The sequence below is a fragment of the Tolypothrix sp. VBCCA 56010 genome (assembly GCF_050875635.1).
GTDB lineage: Bacteria > Cyanobacteriota > Cyanobacteriia > Cyanobacteriales > Nostocaceae > Hassallia.
Map to the genome: position 1 here is coordinate 1 of NZ_JBPAOH010000055.1, position 19,080 is coordinate 19,080.

Genomic DNA, 19,080 nt, shown 5'->3' on the forward strand with positions numbered 1-19,080 from the left:
GTAAGCTTTGATTATTTTTTGCCGAAAATCGACGGAGTAAGGTTTCATCTTAAACATTGAACCACTGGTTTTATTGTACTACACCTACCTGCAATCCGCTGTAACTCCTAACTCTCAAACGTATGAGTAAATCATCCAAAGCTGCTTTAGCTGTAGGTGCTTTAGGTAGTATACTGGTTTGAGATGCAATTTCCAATTGCTCTCGCAAGCGATTATATTCTTGCTGATAAAAAGAAAAATCAGCATCTGGCAAAACTGATTTTTCTGCACCTGCAAGCTTCGCTGCGATTAAATCAGGAATATAAGGTAAATTAAAAACTTCGTTTAGTTTAACTAAATTTGCTTCTATAATTCCAGTTTGCATCAAATAAATACCAGTCAACAGCACTCGATAAACATAAAGCAACGGTTTAACTCGACGCGGTTGTTCTTTATCAAACAATTTCCATTGCGTTGCGGCAAAACCCAAATAATGGTAGCAGTGATGACGAGTAATACAAGATAAAGCAATAATCTTTAATTCCTCATATTCTGGCGTACTTTTCAATATTAAAGGTGAATATAATTGCTCTAGCACATAACCATTCTTTTTGAGTAGTAATAAAAAGAATTTTTTGACATCATGAGTTACCAAATCAATCTCTAAAGACTCGCGAATTTCCGACAATTCAATAGTTTCCTGTCCAGTATTTAATCCGACAACTTCGCGCACTGGTAAAATGTGAACACCGCGCAAATCATAATCAGAATCCGGTGAGGGAAAACCATATAAATGGGAACCGCTAATAGTAGCGAATAAAAGCGGGTAAGGCTGTTGATATATAATTGTATTTAAATCGGGAATATTCATATTTAGTTCTTCGTAGTGAGCGCTACCCTGCGGGAAAGCTTCTCTTCTCCCAAGGGGAGACGCTGCGCGAACGAGACACTACGCGAACGCTAACAGCGCTAAAATCATAAAATTTCCTTAAGAAATACTTTCTGCTTTACAATATATCTTCTTGGGCGCTTCAATAAAATATTTAAATAATGCCGGACATAGCCATCCTTCCATATTTGTTTGAGTCCAACAATACCAATGTCCATTATATTCTTCTTTTAACCAAGTCAATTCTGCTTGATAACCAGGAAAAGGATTTGCAGAAAATAAAAGTTTAAAACCTTGATCAACATTGGGAATGTCTTGCACCAAAATGTCAATCATTTCCGGTACACCACTGACAAAGGGTTCGTGAACTAATCCGACTCGTTCATCGTCAAACACCCATGTCGAATTATGTCGATAGGGAAAAATCACCATCATTGAGTTCGTCATAACCTCACCATTACAGACAATAATTATCTTAAAAAAATGTTAACTTATGTAAAGATAGTAAGTAATTTCAGGAGAGCGATCGCATAGCACAAATAAATCAAATTCGCATAGCACAAATAAATCAAATATTCATTTAACTCTCAGTTCCCTAGCTCAATTAAAGCAAATACTTAAATTATGTGCCGATTACTTGGCTACCTTGGTTCACCTGTTTCTTTAGACCATCTATTATACAAACCAGAACACTCATTAATAGTCCAGAGTTACCAACCCCGCGAAATGATTTCAGGGGTAGTCAACGCTGATGGCTTTGGTGTTGGCTGGTATCATCCTGAAAAAGATACCGAACCCTTTACCTACAAAAATACACTGCCGATTTGGAACGATATTAATCTACCGAGTCTCAGCCGTTTTGTTGAGTCTAAATGTGTAGTGGCTTACGATCGCAGTGCTACACAAGGTCAAGCAATGGATTTTGCTAATTGCCAACCGTTCAACTATCAAAATTTGCTATTCTTTCACAATGGCAGAATAGAGAATTTCCGCAAAACATTACACAGAAAAATTCGTAGTATTCTAACACCTGAATTTTACGAACTAATCAATGGGAGTACTGATTCCGAGCATATTTTTGCGCTATTGCTTTCTCTGTGGCAAGAAAATCAACATCTAACTTTAGAATCTGCTTTACGCAAGACATTATTAACGCTTTTGGATTTAGCCCAACGTGATGAAGTAGATGTTTCTGCAAATGTGATAATTAGCGATGGGCATCGGCTGATTGCTTCACGCTTTGCTTCAAGTTCACCTGCTCCGTCTCTTTACTGGTTGCGGGACGATCCCATTTTCCCTAACTCGGTAATTATTGCATCTGAACCGCTATTCGCTAGTAATTGGACTGCTTTCCCGGAAAATAGCATTATGACTGTGGAAGAAGACTGTGATATCCAAATTGAGAAAATCTAACTTACAACAAGCAATTTCTCTTGCTTTCTATCAATGTCGCGCTAACACTCTGGCTTTGTTCGCGGATATGGACGAAGCCACATTTCGCTGTCAGGTTCATCCCGATTTTAGCCCTGTAGGGTGGCATTTGGGGCATATTGCCTACACCGAGTCTTTATGGCTATTAGAACGCAGTGCAGGTAATGCTTGTTTGTTTCCGCAATATCGCAAATTTTTTGCCGCAGATGGTTTACCCAAATCACAGCGAGTCCAATTACCAAACCTAGAAGAAATTTATTATTACTTAGACACAGTTAGAAAACAAGTCTTAGATTACCTAGAAGTAGGTGATTTACATCAGCAAGAACGTCTTTGCCGCTTTTTGCTTCAACACGAAAGTCAACACTGCGAAACCATCGCCTTTTTGTTGGAATTAGCCAAGAGGAATGAACAGGGGGGACGACTTGGGGACAAGGGGACAAGGGGACAAGGGGGACAAGGAGGACAAGGAGGAATTTCTTCTTCATCTCCCCCATCCCCCTTGTCTCCCCCCTCCCCCTTATCTCCCCCATCCCCCTTGTCTCCCCCCTCCCCCCCTCTCCCCCTCTCCCCCTCTCCCCCTCCGATCAAAATCCCAGCGGGTGAGTTTGAAATGGGTAGCAACTCAATTGATGCTCTTGATAACGAGCGCCCAGCACATAAGGTATATTTAGATACTTATTATCTTGACCGCTACCCTGTGACTTGCGGGCAGTATCGGGTATTTATGGAAGCTGGAGGCTACGAAAATCCGCGTTGGTGGTCGAAGGCTGGCTGGGAATGGTTGCAAATAGAGCAGGTAGGGGAACCGCTTTATTGGCACGATGTTTTATCTGCGGATAATCACCCCGTTTGTGGTGTCAGTTGGTACGAAGCAGAAGCTTATTGCCGATTTGTCGGTAAGAGATTACCCACAGAAGCCGAGTGGGAAAAAGCAGTTAGTTGGGATGCAGACATGAATTGTCGCCGCATCTATCCTTGGGGTGATGAAGAACCAACACCGCAACATTGTAATTGCGTTGATGTAACATCTCCACAGAAGAATCGCCAAATTATCAACACAACACCAGTAGATGCCTACTCAGAAGGGCAAAGTGCTTATGGTTTGTATGATACTTTGGGTAACGTCTGGGAGTGGACTGCATCTTGGTTTGATGGCTACGACGGTTTCGAGATGTATCCTTATATGGGTTACTCGCAAGTTTATTTTGACCAGCAACACCGAGTTTTAAAAGGTGGTAGTTGGGCAACTAGTCCTTTCGCACTGCGTTCTAGTTTTCGCAACTGGTATCACCCCGGTGTGCGTCAGATTTTCGCGGGGTTTCGATGCGTCGGGAGGAATAAAGTTAGGAGGGGCGGGGTAACCCCGCCCGTACAGGAGTTAGGAGGGGCGGGGTAACCCCGCCCGTACAGGAGTTAGGAGGGGCGGGGTAACCCCGCCCGTACAGGAGTTTTAAAATTCATTATTCTTCACTCTTAACTCCTCACTCCTCACTTTTAGTAATTCCCAATCCCTGCCAATTTAATGTAAAAACCAGAAAACATAGCCTTCATACTTGTGTAATCTAGCTCAAGCGTGATTTATTTTGATGTCGCTTCGTGTTTCACTAGCTTTGGTTTGGGGTTTGCATATAAGAATGCAACCTATCACACCAAGTCATCGGAGGTTTAATGTCAATATCTAAAGCGATCGCAAGTCAGGTTACTTCCCAAAATACTATTGAAAAACGCTTAGAAATACAGCGTTTGCTAGAACCAACTTTGGTTGTTTCCTCTAGTGCTGGGAGTGATGTAGTTAAGGGGTTAACTCAAACACAAAAATCCCTACCCCCTCGTTACTTCTACGACGATCGCGGATCTGAGTTATTTGAGCAAATCTGCGAGTTACCAGAATATTACGTTACGCGAACAGAAACGGCAATCTTACAAAAGTGTGCTAAGGAAATTGCCAAAATTACAGGGGATTGCGAACTGGTGGAACTTGGCAGCGGTAGCTCAACCAAAACCCGTATTATCTTAGATGCATACAAGCAGTTAGGCTATCCTTTGCGTTATCTGCCGATTGACGTGAGTGCAGGTATGTTAGAAACTAGTGCCAAGCAGCTATTGACAGATTATCCCTCATTGCAAGTTCATGCGATCGCCGGAACTTATGAGATGGCACTAGCGCAATTGATACCGAAGCAATTACCCAGCAGGATGATTTGTTTTATCGGTAGTACGTTGGGTAATCTCAATCCTCAAGAGTGTGATGTGTTTTTATCGGAAATTAAAGATGCTTTGCAAGTGGGAGAGTATTTTTTATTGGGGGTAGACTTGCAAAAACCGAAACACATCTTAGAAGCAGCTTATGACGATAGCCAAGGTGTAACGGCAGCGTTTAACCTGAATATGTTGGATCATTTAAATCGACGGTTTGAGGGGAATTTTGACACAACGCAGTTTGAACATTTAGCGTTTTATAATCAAACTGAAAATCAGATTGAGATGCATTTGAAAAGTATGCAGAAGCAAACTGTGGAGTTACGCGCTCTCAATCTCAGTGTTCATTTTCAGCCAAATGAAACAATTTTCACGGAAATTTCCCGTAAATTCGACATCAATATTATTAAGCAGCAACTTGCAGCAAAAGGTTTGAAACCGCTTGATGTGTGGACTGATGCAAATCAGTGGTTTGGTTTGTTACTTTGCCAATTGCAAGCATAGATAATAGCTGAGGACAGTAGAGACGTTACATGTAACGTCTCTTTGTAATAGCATTAAATTAAGTGCAAATTTCATGCATAATAACTTCTATGCTAAACATAAGTCGAGATATCCATTCACTCTCTAGCTTTAAGCGCAATACGGTGGAATTTATTGAGCAGATGAAACAGACAGGAAAACCAGTAGTGCTGACAGTTAATGGCAAAGCCGAACTTGTGGTTCAGGATGCAGAGTCTTACCAAAAGCTGCTGGATGCGTTGGAAAGGTTGGAAGCTATAGCTGGAATTAAGCAGGGATTGGAGGATGTAGAGACTGGTAGAACCAGTAGTCTAAGCGAATTTTACCAAGAAATGCGGCAGAAGTATGGCATTTCAAGTTAGGTTGACTCAGACGGCAAAATTAGTGCGTAAGTCCTGTGTTAGTGACAAAAATCGCGATTTGGATAATGAAAGTCGCGATTTGGATAATGAAAGTCGCGATTTGGATAATGAAAGTCGCGATTTGGATAATGAAAGTCGCGATTTGGATAATGAATATCGCGATTTGGATAATGAATATCGCGATTTGGATAATGAATATCGCGATTTGGATAACTAATTTCGGTAATTGAAAATAATCTCAGGCTACATCATTAAACGGAAGTTTAGGAATTTGATTGTAAAATAAATGCATTTTCTTCAAGAGCTTGACGTAAATCGTATTGCGTTTGTAAATTCAACCAAAACTGAGCGCTGTTACCAAAATAGCGAGATAGACGCAATGCTGTGTCTGCTGTTATACTGCGCTTTCTTTGTAAAATTTCGCTAATCCGTGTTTGAGCTACACCTATATCTTTGCTTAATCGATAAGCCGTAATATTCAGCGGTTCCAAGAATTCTAGTTGCAGGATTTCGCCAGGATGAATGTTTGGCAGACGGTTGTTGTTCATAATGATTTTTTTAGTCAGTGGTAATCTACTATTTCAACTTCTAAAGCATTGTTTTCGTCCGTCCAAACAAAGCAGATTCGCCATTGGTCATTAATACGAATACCTCAATATTATGGTTACACTGACATCAAGGTTTGAACCATCATGTGGCGGCTGGTGATACCTTCGCTACTTTCCCGGCTACACAGTCTTAGTGAATAACAGGTGAAGTTAACGATAAATTTTCTTAAAGATTGTGTAAAGAATCGCAAGAAAGTGTTGCTATTCAAAGACTAGAGATATGAGTATGGTTGTGGTTTTGTAAGTAGTTATTAACAGCTTAACAACTAGAACTTGCTTGTTAATAAGAGAATAATAAACGTATATCAACATTGCAAATTATGAAAAAGCTTTGTTCATTTGTTCTAGCAGCACTTTTGATTGGTGGTGGTTCGACAATATTGACACAAGCATCCGCCAACAACAAAAAATGGCATACCAATCGGGTTGGCATTGAGCATAAAAAAGATTTGTCGCCGATTGACACTAAAGCTCCCACCATTCCTGGCAGAATTGTCGGCTATGATTCCCGTATTAACAGTATTGTTCCCGCTGATGCCAAATTAGAAAAATTGGCGGATGGATTTCTCTGGGTGGAAGGTCCGGTCTGGAATCGAAACGAGAAATATCTGCTGTTTTCGGATGTGAAAGCCAATAAAATCTACAAATGGGAACCGGGGAAAGGGATCTCAACTTATTTGAGTCCCAGTGGATATACGGGGGACACTCCCTTTAACGGAATAGAACCCGGTTCTAATGGGTTAATTTTTGATAGCCAGGGCAGACTGGTGATGTGTCAGCATGGCAATCGTCGCGTCGCTCGGTTAGAGAACAGAGAGAACAACACCCAAATTGCTCTGGCAGATAGGTATGACAACAAACGGTTGAACAGTCCCAATGACCTGGTTTACAAATCTAATGGTGACCTGTACTTCACCGATCCTCCCTATGGTTTGCCAACTCAAAGACATGATGACCCAGAGAAGGAACTCCCGTTCAGTGGCGTTTACCGCCTATCGCCCGATGGCGAGTTAACGCTATTGACTGATGAGATTCGTTCTCCCAATGGCATTGTATTTTCTCCAGATGAAAAGATTCTCTATGTCTCCGATTCAACCACCAAACAATCGAGATGGCTGGTATACGATGTAGCACCGGACGGCACACTTCAAAATGGTCGCACGTTTGCGGATGGCTGGACATGGGAACGCAACCGCCAGGGTAATCCCGATGGGATCAAGGTTGATCGGGCAGGTAATGTGTACGCTGCTGCACCCGAGGCGGTTTTCATTTTTGCTCCCGATGGGACGCTTCTGGGGAGTATTGAAACGGGTGTACGAACAAGCAATGTAGCCTGGGGAGAAGATGGTCACAGCCTCTTTATTACAGCCAACACAGCCATCTATCGCATTCGCTTGACTGCCACAGGCGACGGATATTAACAAAATGGCACTAAGAAAAGCGATCCCCTGAAACGATAAACGATAGCTAGAGGGAATTTGGTAAAAAAAACAGACAAATATACTCCTGTAGAAAAAGCCTTATGGGTTCAGTCAAACTAGATTGAAACACTGCAAGGCTACAAAAAATGTCTACATCTAGTGTGCCTAGTGGATAATATAGCGGTTCTCGTTTACGTGAGGTACACCCGTAGGGGCACGGCACTGCCGTGCCCCTACACCTGGCGATATGATGTTGTACCCTATCTGAATGGGAACCGCTATATTACTAGACATGATATTAATGCTTCACTTTTGTTGTTCGCTTTTTAGTTTGTCGATTCTCAGCTTGACTTGCTCTTGATTCGAGCTTAAATTCTGGAATGTCGTACAGTTGATCGTCTTCGAGGTTGTATTGTTCGCAAACTAGACTTAGCCGATCGCTCGAACTGGTAACAAGGTTGACAGAATGCGTCAAATCTCCTTGGAAAAATAGCAGAGTGTTTGATTTCGGAAGAATTTGCCCAATTTGACGTTTGTGCGATCGCAATACAAGTTCCCCTCCCACTATATCAGGAGGGACGACGACATAAAGAACACTAACAACTGTAGGCGGTTCGATAGTTTTACAATAAGAACGCAGTGAGCGATCAATGTGCGGATCTACACGAGAGCCTGATTTTAACAACAGGGGATTGAGGTAAAAAGCATTACACTCCGGTTGCAGTGCCAAATCTAAATAAGGCTTGAAGTAGGGAAAGCGTTGCTCAACTGTTGTAAGATGCGATCGCCTAAATACTACGGAAAATCCTTTTGTCCCCACAAAGTCACGATTGAGGTTGTTGACTGTAAAATAAGGACACCCGAAAATTTGTCCTTGCAATTCACTCAGGTATTGTTGAGAAAAAGCGTTTTGACGTTGGTGATAGTAAGTCAAGGTTGAGGGAAGATTAAAGAATAGAGGCGATCGCTTTAATTTTAAGCGGAAAATCGACGAAAATATCTTTAACTCCAGAAACTTATGAAAGACTTTCAATAATTAATAGGTTTGTAGTAATTAGCATTCCGCACATACCAAAAGCGAGTATATTTATGTCAGTGAGAGCATATCAGGGGAGAATCACTATTCCAACTTCGGCACAACTATTGACTTGCTTTATCTTAAGTTACTGGGCAACAAAAATGTATTTGCAAATTTTATATCATTCGTTTAGATGAACGAACTAGTGAAGTATTTTTCCTGGCTGGAGAAGAGACAGCAATCTTGATAAATCGTAATGGACTTTGGAGGCTATTATGACAAAGCCAAATTTTCAGGTAATGACTAAAAAACAGCTACTTGCTTATATGCTTGAACATCGAGAAGATAATGAAGCATTTTATGCATACATGGACAAAGTAAATGCTGAACCTGCTTCGGAGTTTTACCCAGCGCCACAATCAATTGATGATCTGAAACATTTTCCTCAATTGTTAGAAAAATTTCGTCAAGAGCGAGAAAAAGAAGCATAATTAATAGCTACTTTTTTCATGCTAAAAGAATACTTAAGTTTGTTTGACGAACCGCTGCTTTAAAAGTGCGGTTGTCTTTTTCAAAAATCAGATAAAATTGCTATATGACAATTATTTTGCACATCACGCGACGCGAAGAATGGGAAAAAGCGAAACTTGCAGGATTTTATCGCGGTGATACTCTGGATTCGGAGGGTTTTATTCACTGTTCGACACCTACGCAAGTTATCAAGGTGGCAAATTTTCGTTTTAGAAATCAAAGGGATTTGGTACTTCTTTGTATTGATTCGCAGAAGGTTGCAGCGGAAATTCGTTATGAGGGGGTGGAGGATTTGTTTCCTCACGTTTATGGTGCTTTGAATGTTGATGCTGTGGTGAAGGTGGTTGAGTTTGTGTGTGGGGAGGATGGGTTTTTTGAGTTGCCGCTAGGAGCTGTAGATTTATTATAACGAACCGCCCTTCGGGTTCGCCAGTCCCCCATCGTGACGGAAACCGCCAAGACGGGGGCTGGACTCACAGAGGCGCAGAGGGCGCGGAGGAGGAGGGATGGAGAGGGAGTTTGATGTGGGTGAGTATGTGGATGCTATGGGGTTGTTGATGGATTTGCGGTTGAGGGATGAGTATCGGGATGGTGTGGTGGCAAATTTTGAGAGAATTAAGGCGATCGCTCTAATTGTGAATTCGTTTGAATTACCGGATGATGTTGAAGCTGCACCAATTTTTGAATTATGAATGATGCTTTATCAATTGCAGCTGCTGTGCGTGAAGGCAAAGTTAGTGCGGTGGATGTTACTGAAGCTGCTTTAAAACGAATTGCGGCGCGGGATAATGAGTTAAATTGTTTTACGAGTGTGACTGCTGAATCTGCAATGCATTCTGCTGCACGCATAGATGGGGAAATAGCGCAAGGTAATTATCCGGGAATGCTTGCGGGGGTTCCGTTTGCGGTGAAAAATCTTTTTGATGTTGCTGGTTTAACAACTTTGGCTGGATCGAAAATTAATGCGGAAAATCCGCCGGCAATTCAAGATGCAACTGCGGTTGCAAGGTTGAAACAAGCGGGTGCGGTTCTTGTCGGTACTTTAAATATGGATGAGTACGCTTATGGATTTGTGACGGAAAATTCTCATTATGGTGCTACTCACAATCCTCATGATTTAAGTCGGGTAAGTGGTGGTTCTTCTGGTGGATCTGCTGCTGCGGTTGCTGGGGGGTTGGTTCCGCTGACGCTGGGTTCTGATACTAATGGTTCTATTCGCGTTCCGGCGGCTTTTTGTGGTATTTTTGGTTTGAAGCCGACTTATGGTAGGTTGTCTCGCGCTGGTGTAGCTTTATTTTCTAGCAGTTTTGACCACATTGGACCTTTTGCTAGTTCGGTGCGCGATATTGCAACGGTGTTTGATGTGCTTCAAGGTGAAGACGATCGCGATCCGATTTGTACAAAGCGTCCCTGTATAGAAACGCGCAATTTAACACCAAATATTGATAATTTGCGAATTGCGATTGCTGATGATTATTTTGTGAAAAAAGCGAATCCAAAAGCGTTAGCAGCAGTTGAAAAAGTTGCTCGTGCTTTGGATGTGCGAGATTATATTACAATACCAGAAGCACATCGCGCTCGTGCAGCGGCGTTTGTAATTACCGCTAGCGAGGGTGCAAATCTGCATTTAGAAAAATTGCGATCGCGTCCCCAAGATTTCGATCCCGCAACACGCGATCGCTTTCTTGCTGGTGCTTTAATTCCTAGTAGTTGGTACATCCAAGCGCAACGCTTTAGAAAATGGTATCGCGATCGCGTCCGCGAAATATTCCAAAAGGTAGATGTAATCATCGCCCCAACTACCCCCTGTTCAGCACCGTTAATCGGTCAAGAAACGATGATTTTGGATGGTGAAGAAATTCTTGTCCGTCCTCATTTAGGATTATACACGCAACCATTATCTTTCATCGGCTTACCCGTTTTATCAGTACCAATTCAACAGCAAAATGGCTTACCATTGGGAGTGCAACTAATAGCTGCACCCTACAATGAAGCGTTAATTTTACAAGTTGCATCTATGTTAGAAGCAAAGGGTATTGTCAGCGCAAAAATAGTTGATTTTTAAAGCGACTTATACAACCAAAAAAGGCGCAAATATTCTGCCCGACACCCTAGAAGGGTGTGGCTTATAGCCTGTGGGCGTTTTTGCCAAATTGAATTTAAACAGCCCAAAAAGCTGGAGGATAAACAACTTTACCCTGATATTTTTCCTGATAGTTTTGCAGTGGTTTCACCATGAAAACATCCTCTGGAACTGGAAAAGGAGAGATAATTTTGTAATTAATTGAAGGCTCAAAACCAAAGCGCGTATAAAAGTGCGGATGACCCAGTACAATAACTAAAGCTTCTTTAAGAGCGTCTGCTTTTTCCAACCCAGCTTCTACAAGTGCGCTACCAATACCTCGTCTTTGAAACTGTGGAAGAACTGCCATCGGTGCTAAACCGAGTACCTGTAAACTTTCCTCACCAATTAAATCAATATAGCTAAAAAGGATATGACCAACTATAACATTATCAACCACTGCAACTAAAGAAAGTTCCGGAATATAACCTAGAGAACAACGAATTTCCTCAATCAGCTTTGCCTCATTTTCTTGCCCAAAAGCTAATATATTAACCTCAGCTATTGCAGCATAATCTGATAAACTTTCACAACGAATATCCATTACTCCTTCTTTGCGTCTTTGCGCCTTGGCGTGAGATTATTGATATGAAAACCTACGACTGGATTGTAATTGGTGGTGGAATAACTGGTGCTGCACTTTCCTACGAACTAAGAAAAAAAGGCTTCTCAGTACTATTATTAGAACAAAACGCGATCGCCAACAACGCCACTCGCTATAGTTATGGTGGTTTAGCTTATTGGTCTGCTACAACACCATTAACCCGGCAATTATCAACCGAAGCGATCGCCCGTTACCACATTCTCTCACAAGAGCTAGACGCGGATATCGAATTTCGCGAATTAAATTTATTATTAACAATTCCCAACAATAGCGATCCCCAAGCAATTGCTGCATTATACACGCATGTTGCTACGCCTCCTCAATTACTTACTATAAAAGAAGCGTGTGAATTAGAACCACTATTGAATAAACAAGCGATCGCTGGTGCTTTAACAGTCAAACACGGACATATCAACCCAGAAAAAACAGCACAAGCATACATCCAAGCTTTTCTACGTGCTGGCGGTGAAATTCAATTTGAGCAAGTCTTACAAATATTACCACACGGCGTACAAACAACAACCACAACTTATCACAGTGGTAACGTCGTCATCTGCGCTGGAGGACTCAGCCGACAGCTATTAAAATCAGCGGGTATTTCCATTAAACTCTATTTTACCCATACAGAAATGATCGAAACTCCACCCCTTGATGTGCAGTTACAAACCTTAATCACGCCAGCAAATCTACAAAGGTTTAAATTAGAAACTCAATCAACTCAAGTTGATGAATTATGGGATGAACCCAATAATGAAATACTACCACCAATTTTAGATGCGGGTGCAGTTCAATTTGTCGATGGTAGTGTGCGCTTCGGGCAAATTAGCCGCACTCTCACCGATGTCAACGCCAAAGTAGATGCTAAAGAAAGTGAAGAATGGTTAAGAAAAAGCATCGGCAACGTTTTACCAGCCTTGGAAAATGTAGCAGGTACTTGGCATCATTGCTTAGTCGCTTTTAGCAACAATAGTTTACCTTTGATTGGTGCTATTCCCGGATTTACAAATATTCATATATTCTCTGGTTTCACCAGTCCTTTAGTTATGGTACCACCGCTGGCAGAGCGTTTTGCTAATTTTATCGCCGGCGCGAAAGACGATATCATTAGTCAGATGTCTCCTCAAAGGTAAAGTTTAGTTGCAAATAATTTTCTTCTTTTTTAAAGGTGATAATCTAATAGTAGAAGCTAATAAGCTTCCTGGCAGATACAACAGCTAAAACTGAAGAAAAGAAGAGGTAAAAACGCTGCTTGATTTACATCTGTCTCCTAAAAACACAACAACACCCAACGCGAACGCCGAAATTTCCTCAAATATAGAAGTTTAGGGGGCGCTGTCACTAAATTTCATTACTAGTTTGATGTGATGAAATGTAAGTGCATCCCTGGCTAGAAGAAACAAAGAGAGGAAATAACGCAGCTAGTAGAAGCTTGGGTGTTGTTGTTTTTTCGTAGGCATAATTCATGAATTATCCCTACTTACGATCTGTTTTGCGCTCATTCCTGGTTTTTTGTGGGACACCTGGGTGTAAGCTTGTACGAGGTTAAATATTAAGAGAAATTTGAAATAGCGCCTTATGTCAATTATTGCGCTCAGAGCATGGTATCTTGAAGATTACGAGCCGATTCGGGAACTGGAAAAACGTCCGCCAGATATTCGCTTAAGTAAAAAAAGCCTGTTGAAATCGGGATTAAGAGCGGACTTTTTAGAAGAAAGTGACGAAATTAAGCAATCAACTTGGTTTGTCCGCTATCTGGAAGGAGAAAATATTGAGTTTTATATTGAAGGTAGCGGTGGTTATTGCGTAGCCAACATTGACTTAATTAGTCATGAAATTTATTTCACCAAACAAGCGGTTTTAGCGCAGTTAGAACCAACAATTTTTTTATGCTATCAAACTGAGTATGCCTTTTCGAGTGACGCTTTGCGACAAGGGCTGCAAAATAGTTTAGAAATATTGAATATGCGATCGCGCTTACCTCTAACCTTAGTTGAATCTTACCGTCCTAGCGATGCTTCTCTACGACTAAACCGGACAATGATGCGAAAAATCCGCAAAAGTTTGTTGTTTATCGCTGACACTACACCGATTGCTAGCATCGACGGTAAAGAAAGCGCTCAATTAATACCCAGTCCCAACGTTTGTATTGAAATTGGCTATGCGATCCAGAGTAAGCGCTCTGAACAAATTTTACTAGCAAAAATGCAACGTCCAGATTTAGCAGGACAATTTCCCTTTGACTTACCGCGATCGCAAATTCTCGAATGGACAGATGACATCGACCTGGATAAAATACTTTCTCAAACGATTGAAACTCAATTAGCGCGATTTAAATTGTTTTCCTAAATTGCGATGAAAAGAGGGTGGGGAAAGGGGGAGAGTATTAAATTTTGAATTCTCCTTGTCTCCTTGTCTCCTTGTCTCCTTGTCTCCTTGTCCCCCACTCCCCACTCCCTACTTCCTTACACCATTTACAAAAGGAGTTAATTGCTCTGGCGTTAAAGACTGTAAAAAACTAAGATTGAGGGGAGCTTTACTGATATATTTGGCGTAAGCTGGCTGCAAATAAACTTGGTATTCGGGGCGATTCAAAAGATACGTTTCAAAAAAAGCGACACTCAAAGCATTAAGATAAGAATGAGCATCTTTACTAGGTGGACCGAGGAAAGCTGGGGGTATAGGTAATACACCATTATCCTCGGTTGATTCGGCTAAAGCAGTAAAGTGTGTTGCATTTTCAATCACTGCTAAGTATTTATTTTTGCTCCCAAGCCAAGTAAAAGGGCGAATTTGCTCTGGTACAGTAGGAGTGACAATATCTTGAGTACCTGACACAACCATAAAGGGAAGTTTAATTTGACGCACTTCACTTTCACCAAAGATGCTGCTGACGAAAGGATTAACTGTAAAAACAGCTTTAATGCGATCGTCTTTTAAAGGATAATTTGCTGATGTTAACTCATTTGCCCGACACTGCAAAAACACCGACAAATTCAAGGATTTATTCGGATTGCAATCTTGACGGATTTGCCCAAAGTTAATTTTTGCACCAGCCAGGGTGAAAACAGTATAACCGCCATAAGAATGACCAAATGCCCCGACTTGCTGAAAATTCAGTTTACCCTGCATTCGCGGATCGGACTTTTCTAAGCGCTGAAGTTCATTCAGCACAAATTTGACATCTAAAGGTCGGTTAATCAATTCCGTCGGTTCTGGTGGACCTGCCAAACCCGCAAAGTACTGCTGAAAGCGTTGTGCATTACTACCGGGGTGTTCCAAAGCGGCAACAGCAAAACCGTAGGATGCTAAATGTTGCGCTAGGTAAACAAAAGCAAAGCGGTCTGAAGCGACACCGTGAGAAATGACAATTAGAGGAGAGGGAGTGGGGGAGGGGGAGAGGGGGGGAGTGGGTAAATACAGATCGACGGGTAAACGCCGATCGCGTGTTTGGTCTTTCAATTGCAGGGTTATTTTTGAAAAGCGAAAATTTCCAGGCGATCGCAAATCTGGCTGTTTGGAAAAGTCAATCTTTGCAGTTTCCGCTTCTGCGTTTGCTTCTTTTTGAATAAAAGCAACGATCGCATCTCTTCTTTTCAGCAAATCTGTCAAGTTTGATACTACCTGCAACCCCTCTGTGAAGTTTATCCGCACGCTATTGCTGGGAAATCGTCGCAGCACATTGACAACACTTAAGCCTTCGGGGTCAGTAGCAGCTAAAATTAAAGCACCGCGTATTGCATAAAAGCCGTTTTGTTGCTTATCAGTTTGAATTAATTCTCCCAAACGTTGCACTACCTTTTCCCCTAAAGGTGAGTAGCTAAACTGAGATACTAAAGTAGGAGTGACTTTAAACTTCTGCTGGAGTAATTCCCGCAGTTGAGCAAGTTGTTGGGGAGTAGCACGTTCAGCATAAAAGGCAAAGTCTTTAGTAATTTTACCTTCTTTAGCAAAAGTTTCTAGAGAATCAGTGGATAAAGTAAATTCCCCAAAGGGAGGATAATAAAAAGCGATTTGGTCAGCTGCAATTGAAGGAGTTGCAGTTAAAACTGTGGATATAAAAGCGAAACTCAGGTATTTGAGAAATTTTTTCATAAATTGTGCCCTAGAGTAATTTCAAAGTTTAAGTTATTTAAAGACCAAGCAAATTTTTCTGCCAACGATCCCCAGCAGAGCGATAATTAATATAGAAGCTCAGAATACCTCATATGTCATCCGCCTTATGCGCTCCTTGTGTCGTTGTCCTTAAGCAACAAAGGGAGCAAAATATCCAATCTCAAAAAGAGTGCCCAGGTGTGGCAGACAGCAAATGCCAAAAGCCGAAAAATTGTACTGTGGTTGAAAATGGTCGGGTTGTTGTCAAACCATTACAACCACTGCTTAACGAGTAAACTGAAGCACTCTTTGCTTCTTAATCTAAAGGCGATACATCGTGGAAGAAGTTGTAATCGATGTAGCGATGCCCTTCGGCTGTGCGGTAAATAACATCTACAAACCGATAATTCCAGAGAATTTCCCGCCCAGTATAATCATAACGAGCATGGACTGACTGGGCAATGGTTTCATCAATGCCAGTTAATAAAACTGTAATGGTGGTATTTGTCTCAATTAAAGACTCGGCTGATATCCCATAAAGTGGACTCGACTCATCGATTACGTGCATCCCCAGCCAACTTAAAGTAAAGCTGGGAGAGTGATTCCTTATTAGTTGCAAATCGTAGATTTTACGGATAAATTGTTCTTCGGCGGTAACTTCGTCGCGGATTAAGTATACCTGCATCTGCGCTTCTAAAATCTGGTTGCCGCGCTGGTTTGCCGTCCGAAATATTAAGGTTGGCATTCCCTCATGAGGTGTAATAATGGCGACACGGCTAAACATAACACGCGCAGTCGGTCGAGAAAAACGAGCAAAAGCTAATCCGGTCATCACAGCAATTGCCACCGGACTTGCCATTGCTTCAATTGTGACAACAAGATTGCAGTAAGTTGTTTTCGGATACATCGCACCGTAGCCGATAGATGCTAAAGTTTGAACACTAAAGAAAAACATATCCAAAAAAGAACCCGGTCGGGCATTCTCGACGCAATCTCCTCCTGCTAAGTAAGCGAGGGCAAATATACCATTGCTTGCCAGATACGTGACAGCAATCAACAGCAAAAAGCCAGACCAAGGAAGAGTTAGTAGCAGATGATACGGTTCACGCCAGTATGAATACCAAGTATTCATGCCCATAATCTGGAACCTTCCATCCCGGATCTTGATGTTAACTCGTGGAAGCCGACGCTGCCATTGATTCCTTGAGGGTTTCTGCGGTCGAAATTTCATTTTCTTGTAGCCAGAAAAACTGTTTGGACGCAAGTCTTTACTGATTATTACTTTAATCGGAACAGGAGAGTGCTAATTTTATCGCCAGAACCGCTACAACTGCATTTTTTTTGGACTTTAGGGAACACCAGAAAATAAATTATCCCATCTTGTGGGATGGGCTTTCCTGCCCGTCCTTGGTAATTAGCGGGCAAGATGCCTGCACCACAATAAATTTTTGAATATTTTTTTATTTGGAAGTTCCTTATATAGCGGTTTTCAGTTGAATGCAATACACAACGATACGCACTCTTGGACAATTCATGAATTGTCCCTACGATCGCAATGTATTTGACGCAAGTGAGAACCGCTATATTATCCGCCGTGAGGGAAACATCTAGATTTTAATATACGTATTTTTACTACTATATTTTTGAATTTTAAAGTATAAAATCGTCTATAAGTTTTCCACATTATAGACGATTTATGCAATCAAGTTTAAAAAAATCTGAGTTCTGGTTTAAAGCGATGGGTGTAGCAAGCTTTGCGAATATGACTTGTTCGGCGATAGCGCTCGCAGACATGCTTCAACCCAATCAAGAACCGCTCATTCTCCCAAATAATCTTAAATCTCTAGTACTTCTGAAGAAAATGCAGATATTCAAAGTTGAAAGAAACGATTTTGCTAAAAATACCTGTTCTATCGAGCGAGACTCGGTTTGTGAGTTTTAATTAGCGCTTTTCCCCACAAATAAATAAAAAATTAATATACACGAGTTCGTAGTAAGCGCTTCAGCGCTTTTCTTGACTTTATAAGTGATTCTTTATACATAATTTTCATAATAAACGCTTCAGCGCTTTTCTTGACTTTATAAATGATTCTTTATATAGAATTCTTGGAATAAACGCTTCAGCGCTTTTCTTGACTTTATAAGTGATTCTTTATACATAATTTTCGCAATAAACGCTTCAGCGCTGAAGCGCTTACTACAAAATTATATGTCTATTTTTCTGGCTTTGGATCTTGACCTTGGGAACAGCGATCGAACCATTCTTGATATTTATTTTGAGTTGACTCATCTTCAACAACGATTGTGACTCGCACCTGCTTGCATTTATGATTGCGCTCAAGAGCGATCGCATTTAAAAGTAAACTAGCTATTTTCGGCGAACTAAAATCACCACTCACTGTTAAACTACCGTCAAGACTTGCAAATTCAGGTTTTTGGTTTTCAGCCAAATCAATACCAGAGATTTCTGTCAATCCTAAATCAATTTCTGCAAGTTGTTTGTGTTCTGGGTTGATTTGTTCAACAATAAGTTTCTCTCTGCGGACTGGTACTTGTACCATCCTGGTTTCAATTTCTTTGCGAACAATAACTTCACCGATTTTTCGCTTGGTGCTGTCAACAATTAATCTTTCACCTAGCAAACGAATAATATCTTCTTCAACGACATTTTCTAAATTATGTTTCGGCTCTACTGTACTATTTACAGATGAATTCTTGACTGGTGTAATATTGGAATTATCTAATATTTTTTCGTTTGATGGTATTTCTTGTCCTAAATATTCCTGATTAGATATTGCTAATTTATCTATTTCCATATATACAGACCTTGTTGAGGTGTCAATTTTTTTGATCAGCTTACTTGGTAGTAAGAAAAAGCGATTATTGTTAAGCGGATTAGGATCTTCCGATACAACTAAGTTTAGCTGACGATTGGCATCTAATACTAGATTATTGACCTCACCTACTCGCTGACCTTGCATATCTAGGACAGCGAAGTTTTGTACTTTTTGCCGTAAGGTTTCTAACAAGGACATAATACGAGTTGCGTTGTCAGTATTTTCTGCGTTTTGTACCACAGTTTGACTATTCATATGCAAAAAGTTGTTAATTATTTTTTGTTAAATCTACTTTCTTCCCGCTACAAGATTACCTATCTTTTTCTTTCTTTTCTTTTTTTGTGTCCTTCTCCTTCTCCTGTCGGAGACGCTGCGCGAACGGAGACGCTACGCGAACGCGTCTTTGCGGTTCGTTAATAGGTAATCTTTAAGCATGACAAAAGTAAATGAAATTTGTTTATC

General features: G+C 41.1%; 23 protein-coding genes. 14 read left to right on the forward strand and 9 right to left on the reverse strand.

Annotated features, from left to right (window positions below; translation table 11 throughout):
- Positions 1-70 precede the first annotated feature (70 nt).
- A complete protein-coding gene (locus AABK37_RS19290) occupies positions 71-850 on the reverse strand; it encodes a nucleotidyltransferase domain-containing protein (RefSeq protein WP_432553162.1) in 780 nt (259 codons plus the stop codon).
- A 117-nt stretch (positions 851-967) separates the two neighbouring features.
- Positions 968-1,315: a DUF6717 family protein gene (locus AABK37_RS19295; RefSeq protein WP_432553163.1), complete on the reverse strand. Its 348-nt coding sequence runs from the start codon at positions 1,313-1,315 to the stop codon at positions 968-970.
- 177 nt (positions 1,316-1,492) lie between these two features.
- On the opposite strand from AABK37_RS19295, the gene egtC reads away from it, so the two are divergent.
- The 5 genes from egtC to AABK37_RS19320 all read left to right on the forward strand — a co-directional run bounded on the left by egtC (position 1,493) and on the right by AABK37_RS19320 (position 5,602).
- Positions 1,493-2,281 carry an ergothioneine biosynthesis protein EgtC gene (egtC, locus tag AABK37_RS19300; RefSeq protein ID WP_432553164.1) on the forward strand — a complete coding sequence of 263 codons (789 nt, stop codon included), beginning with the start codon at positions 1,493-1,495 and terminating at the stop codon, positions 2,279-2,281.
- Complete coding sequence (locus tag AABK37_RS19305; protein ID WP_432553165.1) at positions 2,256-3,698, forward strand: SUMF1/EgtB/PvdO family nonheme iron enzyme; 1,443 nt, start codon at positions 2,256-2,258, stop codon at positions 3,696-3,698. Before egtC ends, AABK37_RS19305 begins: the two co-directional genes overlap by 26 nt.
- A gap of 272 nt (positions 3,699-3,970) precedes the next feature.
- Positions 3,971-5,005: an L-histidine N(alpha)-methyltransferase gene (egtD, locus tag AABK37_RS19310; RefSeq protein ID WP_432553166.1), complete on the forward strand. Its 1,035-nt coding sequence runs from the start codon at positions 3,971-3,973 to the stop codon at positions 5,003-5,005.
- 89 nt (positions 5,006-5,094) lie between these two features.
- Positions 5,095-5,385 carry a type II toxin-antitoxin system Phd/YefM family antitoxin gene (locus tag AABK37_RS19315; RefSeq protein WP_432553167.1) on the forward strand — a complete coding sequence of 97 codons (291 nt, stop codon included), beginning with the start codon at positions 5,095-5,097 and terminating at the stop codon, positions 5,383-5,385.
- Complete coding sequence (locus tag AABK37_RS19320) at positions 5,369-5,602, forward strand: hypothetical protein (protein WP_432553168.1); 234 nt, start codon at positions 5,369-5,371, stop codon at positions 5,600-5,602. The genes AABK37_RS19315 and AABK37_RS19320 overlap by 17 nt, the downstream gene beginning before the upstream one ends.
- 46 nt (positions 5,603-5,648) lie before the next feature.
- Here the strand turns inward: AABK37_RS19320 and AABK37_RS19325 are convergent, their stop codons facing one another.
- Entirely contained in the window at positions 5,649-5,933 is a 285-nt protein-coding gene (locus tag AABK37_RS19325) for a HigA family addiction module antitoxin (protein WP_432553169.1), read from the reverse strand.
- A 380-nt stretch (positions 5,934-6,313) separates the two neighbouring features.
- Between AABK37_RS19325 and AABK37_RS19330 the strand changes: the two genes are divergently transcribed.
- Positions 6,314-7,414 carry an SMP-30/gluconolactonase/LRE family protein gene (locus AABK37_RS19330; RefSeq protein ID WP_432553170.1) on the forward strand — a complete coding sequence of 367 codons (1,101 nt, stop codon included), beginning with the start codon at positions 6,314-6,316 and terminating at the stop codon, positions 7,412-7,414.
- 298 nt (positions 7,415-7,712) lie between these two features.
- Here AABK37_RS19330 and AABK37_RS19335 read toward each other — a convergent pair whose 3' ends face one another.
- Positions 7,713-8,348 (reverse strand): 2OG-Fe(II) oxygenase, encoded by a 636-nt coding sequence (locus tag AABK37_RS19335; RefSeq protein WP_432553199.1) that lies wholly within the window; start codon positions 8,346-8,348, stop codon positions 7,713-7,715.
- A gap of 264 nt (positions 8,349-8,612) precedes the next feature.
- On the opposite strand from AABK37_RS19335, the gene AABK37_RS19340 reads away from it, so the two are divergent.
- The 5 genes from AABK37_RS19340 to AABK37_RS19360 all read left to right on the forward strand — a co-directional run bounded on the left by AABK37_RS19340 (position 8,613) and on the right by AABK37_RS19360 (position 11,028).
- A complete protein-coding gene (locus AABK37_RS19340; protein WP_432553200.1) occupies positions 8,613-8,711 on the forward strand; it encodes a DUF6888 family protein in 99 nt (32 codons plus the stop codon).
- A complete protein-coding gene (locus tag AABK37_RS19345; RefSeq protein WP_432553171.1) occupies positions 8,708-8,923 on the forward strand; it encodes a DUF6887 family protein in 216 nt (71 codons plus the stop codon). The genes AABK37_RS19340 and AABK37_RS19345 overlap by 4 nt, the downstream gene beginning before the upstream one ends.
- 104 nt (positions 8,924-9,027) lie before the next feature.
- Positions 9,028-9,372 carry a DUF952 domain-containing protein gene (locus tag AABK37_RS19350; protein ID WP_432553172.1) on the forward strand — a complete coding sequence of 115 codons (345 nt, stop codon included), beginning with the start codon at positions 9,028-9,030 and terminating at the stop codon, positions 9,370-9,372.
- A 97-nt stretch (positions 9,373-9,469) separates the two neighbouring features.
- Positions 9,470-9,655 carry a DUF4089 domain-containing protein gene (locus AABK37_RS19355; RefSeq protein ID WP_432553173.1) on the forward strand — a complete coding sequence of 62 codons (186 nt, stop codon included), beginning with the start codon at positions 9,470-9,472 and terminating at the stop codon, positions 9,653-9,655.
- On the forward strand, positions 9,652-11,028 hold the full coding sequence (locus tag AABK37_RS19360) for an AtzE family amidohydrolase (RefSeq protein WP_432553174.1): 1,377 nt from the start codon (positions 9,652-9,654) through the stop codon (positions 11,026-11,028). Before AABK37_RS19355 ends, AABK37_RS19360 begins: the two co-directional genes overlap by 4 nt.
- Positions 11,029-11,122: 94 nt before the next feature.
- On the opposite strand, the gene AABK37_RS19365 is transcribed toward AABK37_RS19360, so the two are convergent.
- Positions 11,123-11,629 (reverse strand): GNAT family N-acetyltransferase, encoded by a 507-nt coding sequence (locus tag AABK37_RS19365; protein WP_432553175.1) that lies wholly within the window; start codon positions 11,627-11,629, stop codon positions 11,123-11,125.
- Between the two features lie 44 nt (positions 11,630-11,673).
- Between AABK37_RS19365 and AABK37_RS19370 the strand changes: the two genes are divergently transcribed.
- Positions 11,674-12,819 carry an NAD(P)/FAD-dependent oxidoreductase gene (locus tag AABK37_RS19370; protein ID WP_432553176.1) on the forward strand — a complete coding sequence of 382 codons (1,146 nt, stop codon included), beginning with the start codon at positions 11,674-11,676 and terminating at the stop codon, positions 12,817-12,819.
- Between the two features lie 445 nt (positions 12,820-13,264).
- The gene (locus tag AABK37_RS19375) at positions 13,265-14,035 is read left to right on the forward strand and encodes a hypothetical protein (RefSeq protein WP_432553177.1); all 771 of its coding nucleotides are present in this window, start codon (positions 13,265-13,267) and stop codon (positions 14,033-14,035) included.
- Here AABK37_RS19375 and AABK37_RS19380 read toward each other — a convergent pair.
- Together AABK37_RS19380 and AABK37_RS19385 are read right to left on the reverse strand one after the other, a co-directional pair.
- Entirely contained in the window at positions 14,009-14,140 is a 132-nt protein-coding gene (locus AABK37_RS19380; RefSeq protein ID WP_432553178.1) for a hypothetical protein, read from the reverse strand. The genes AABK37_RS19375 and AABK37_RS19380 overlap by 27 nt on opposite strands.
- 3 nt (positions 14,141-14,143) lie before the next feature.
- Positions 14,144-15,781, reverse strand: coding sequence for an alpha/beta hydrolase (locus tag AABK37_RS19385; protein WP_432553179.1), 1,638 nt, complete (start codon positions 15,779-15,781; stop codon positions 14,144-14,146).
- Between the two features lie 113 nt (positions 15,782-15,894).
- Between AABK37_RS19385 and AABK37_RS19390 the strand changes: the two genes are divergently transcribed.
- Positions 15,895-16,077 (forward strand): hypothetical protein, encoded by a 183-nt coding sequence (locus tag AABK37_RS19390; protein ID WP_432553180.1) that lies wholly within the window; start codon positions 15,895-15,897, stop codon positions 16,075-16,077.
- 20 nt (positions 16,078-16,097) lie between these two features.
- Here the strand turns inward: AABK37_RS19390 and AABK37_RS19395 are convergent, their stop codons facing one another.
- Both AABK37_RS19395 and AABK37_RS19400 read right to left on the reverse strand, forming a co-directional pair.
- The gene (locus AABK37_RS19395) at positions 16,098-17,012 is read right to left on the reverse strand and encodes an ion channel (RefSeq protein ID WP_432553181.1); all 915 of its coding nucleotides are present in this window, start codon (positions 17,010-17,012) and stop codon (positions 16,098-16,100) included.
- A 982-nt stretch (positions 17,013-17,994) separates the two neighbouring features.
- Positions 17,995-18,873, reverse strand: coding sequence for a DUF2382 domain-containing protein (locus AABK37_RS19400; protein ID WP_432553182.1), 879 nt, complete (start codon positions 18,871-18,873; stop codon positions 17,995-17,997).
- Positions 18,874-19,080: the final 207 nt, after the last annotated feature.

Excerpts from the sequence above, each read along its gene's own strand:
- AABK37_RS19290 (WP_432553162.1), bottom strand. The coding sequence starts at position 850 with ATGAATATTCCCGATTTAAATACAATTATATATCAACAGCCTTACCCG.
- AABK37_RS19295 (WP_432553163.1), bottom strand. The coding sequence starts at position 1,315 with ATGACGAACTCAATGATGGTGATTTTTCCCTATCGACATAATTCGACA.
- egtC (WP_432553164.1), top strand. The coding sequence starts at position 1,493 with ATGTGCCGATTACTTGGCTACCTTGGTTCACCTGTTTCTTTAGACCAT.
- egtD (WP_432553166.1), top strand. The coding sequence starts at position 3,971 with ATGTCAATATCTAAAGCGATCGCAAGTCAGGTTACTTCCCAAAATACT.
- AABK37_RS19315 (WP_432553167.1), top strand. The coding sequence starts at position 5,095 with ATGCTAAACATAAGTCGAGATATCCATTCACTCTCTAGCTTTAAGCGC.
- AABK37_RS19320 (WP_432553168.1), top strand. The coding sequence starts at position 5,369 with ATGGCATTTCAAGTTAGGTTGACTCAGACGGCAAAATTAGTGCGTAAG.
- AABK37_RS19325 (WP_432553169.1), bottom strand. The coding sequence starts at position 5,933 with ATGAACAACAACCGTCTGCCAAACATTCATCCTGGCGAAATCCTGCAA.
- AABK37_RS19330 (WP_432553170.1), top strand. The coding sequence starts at position 6,314 with ATGAAAAAGCTTTGTTCATTTGTTCTAGCAGCACTTTTGATTGGTGGT.
- AABK37_RS19345 (WP_432553171.1), top strand. The coding sequence starts at position 8,708 with ATGACAAAGCCAAATTTTCAGGTAATGACTAAAAAACAGCTACTTGCT.
- AABK37_RS19350 (WP_432553172.1), top strand. The coding sequence starts at position 9,028 with ATGACAATTATTTTGCACATCACGCGACGCGAAGAATGGGAAAAAGCG.
- AABK37_RS19355 (WP_432553173.1), top strand. The coding sequence starts at position 9,470 with ATGGAGAGGGAGTTTGATGTGGGTGAGTATGTGGATGCTATGGGGTTG.
- AABK37_RS19360 (WP_432553174.1), top strand. The coding sequence starts at position 9,652 with ATGAATGATGCTTTATCAATTGCAGCTGCTGTGCGTGAAGGCAAAGTT.
- AABK37_RS19365 (WP_432553175.1), bottom strand. The coding sequence starts at position 11,629 with ATGGATATTCGTTGTGAAAGTTTATCAGATTATGCTGCAATAGCTGAG.
- AABK37_RS19370 (WP_432553176.1), top strand. The coding sequence starts at position 11,674 with ATGAAAACCTACGACTGGATTGTAATTGGTGGTGGAATAACTGGTGCT.
- AABK37_RS19375 (WP_432553177.1), top strand. The coding sequence starts at position 13,265 with ATGTCAATTATTGCGCTCAGAGCATGGTATCTTGAAGATTACGAGCCG.
- AABK37_RS19385 (WP_432553179.1), bottom strand. The coding sequence starts at position 15,781 with ATGAAAAAATTTCTCAAATACCTGAGTTTCGCTTTTATATCCACAGTT.
- AABK37_RS19390 (WP_432553180.1), top strand. The coding sequence starts at position 15,895 with ATGTCATCCGCCTTATGCGCTCCTTGTGTCGTTGTCCTTAAGCAACAA.
- AABK37_RS19395 (WP_432553181.1), bottom strand. The coding sequence starts at position 17,012 with ATGAAATTTCGACCGCAGAAACCCTCAAGGAATCAATGGCAGCGTCGG.
- AABK37_RS19400 (WP_432553182.1), bottom strand. The coding sequence starts at position 18,873 with ATGAATAGTCAAACTGTGGTACAAAACGCAGAAAATACTGACAACGCA.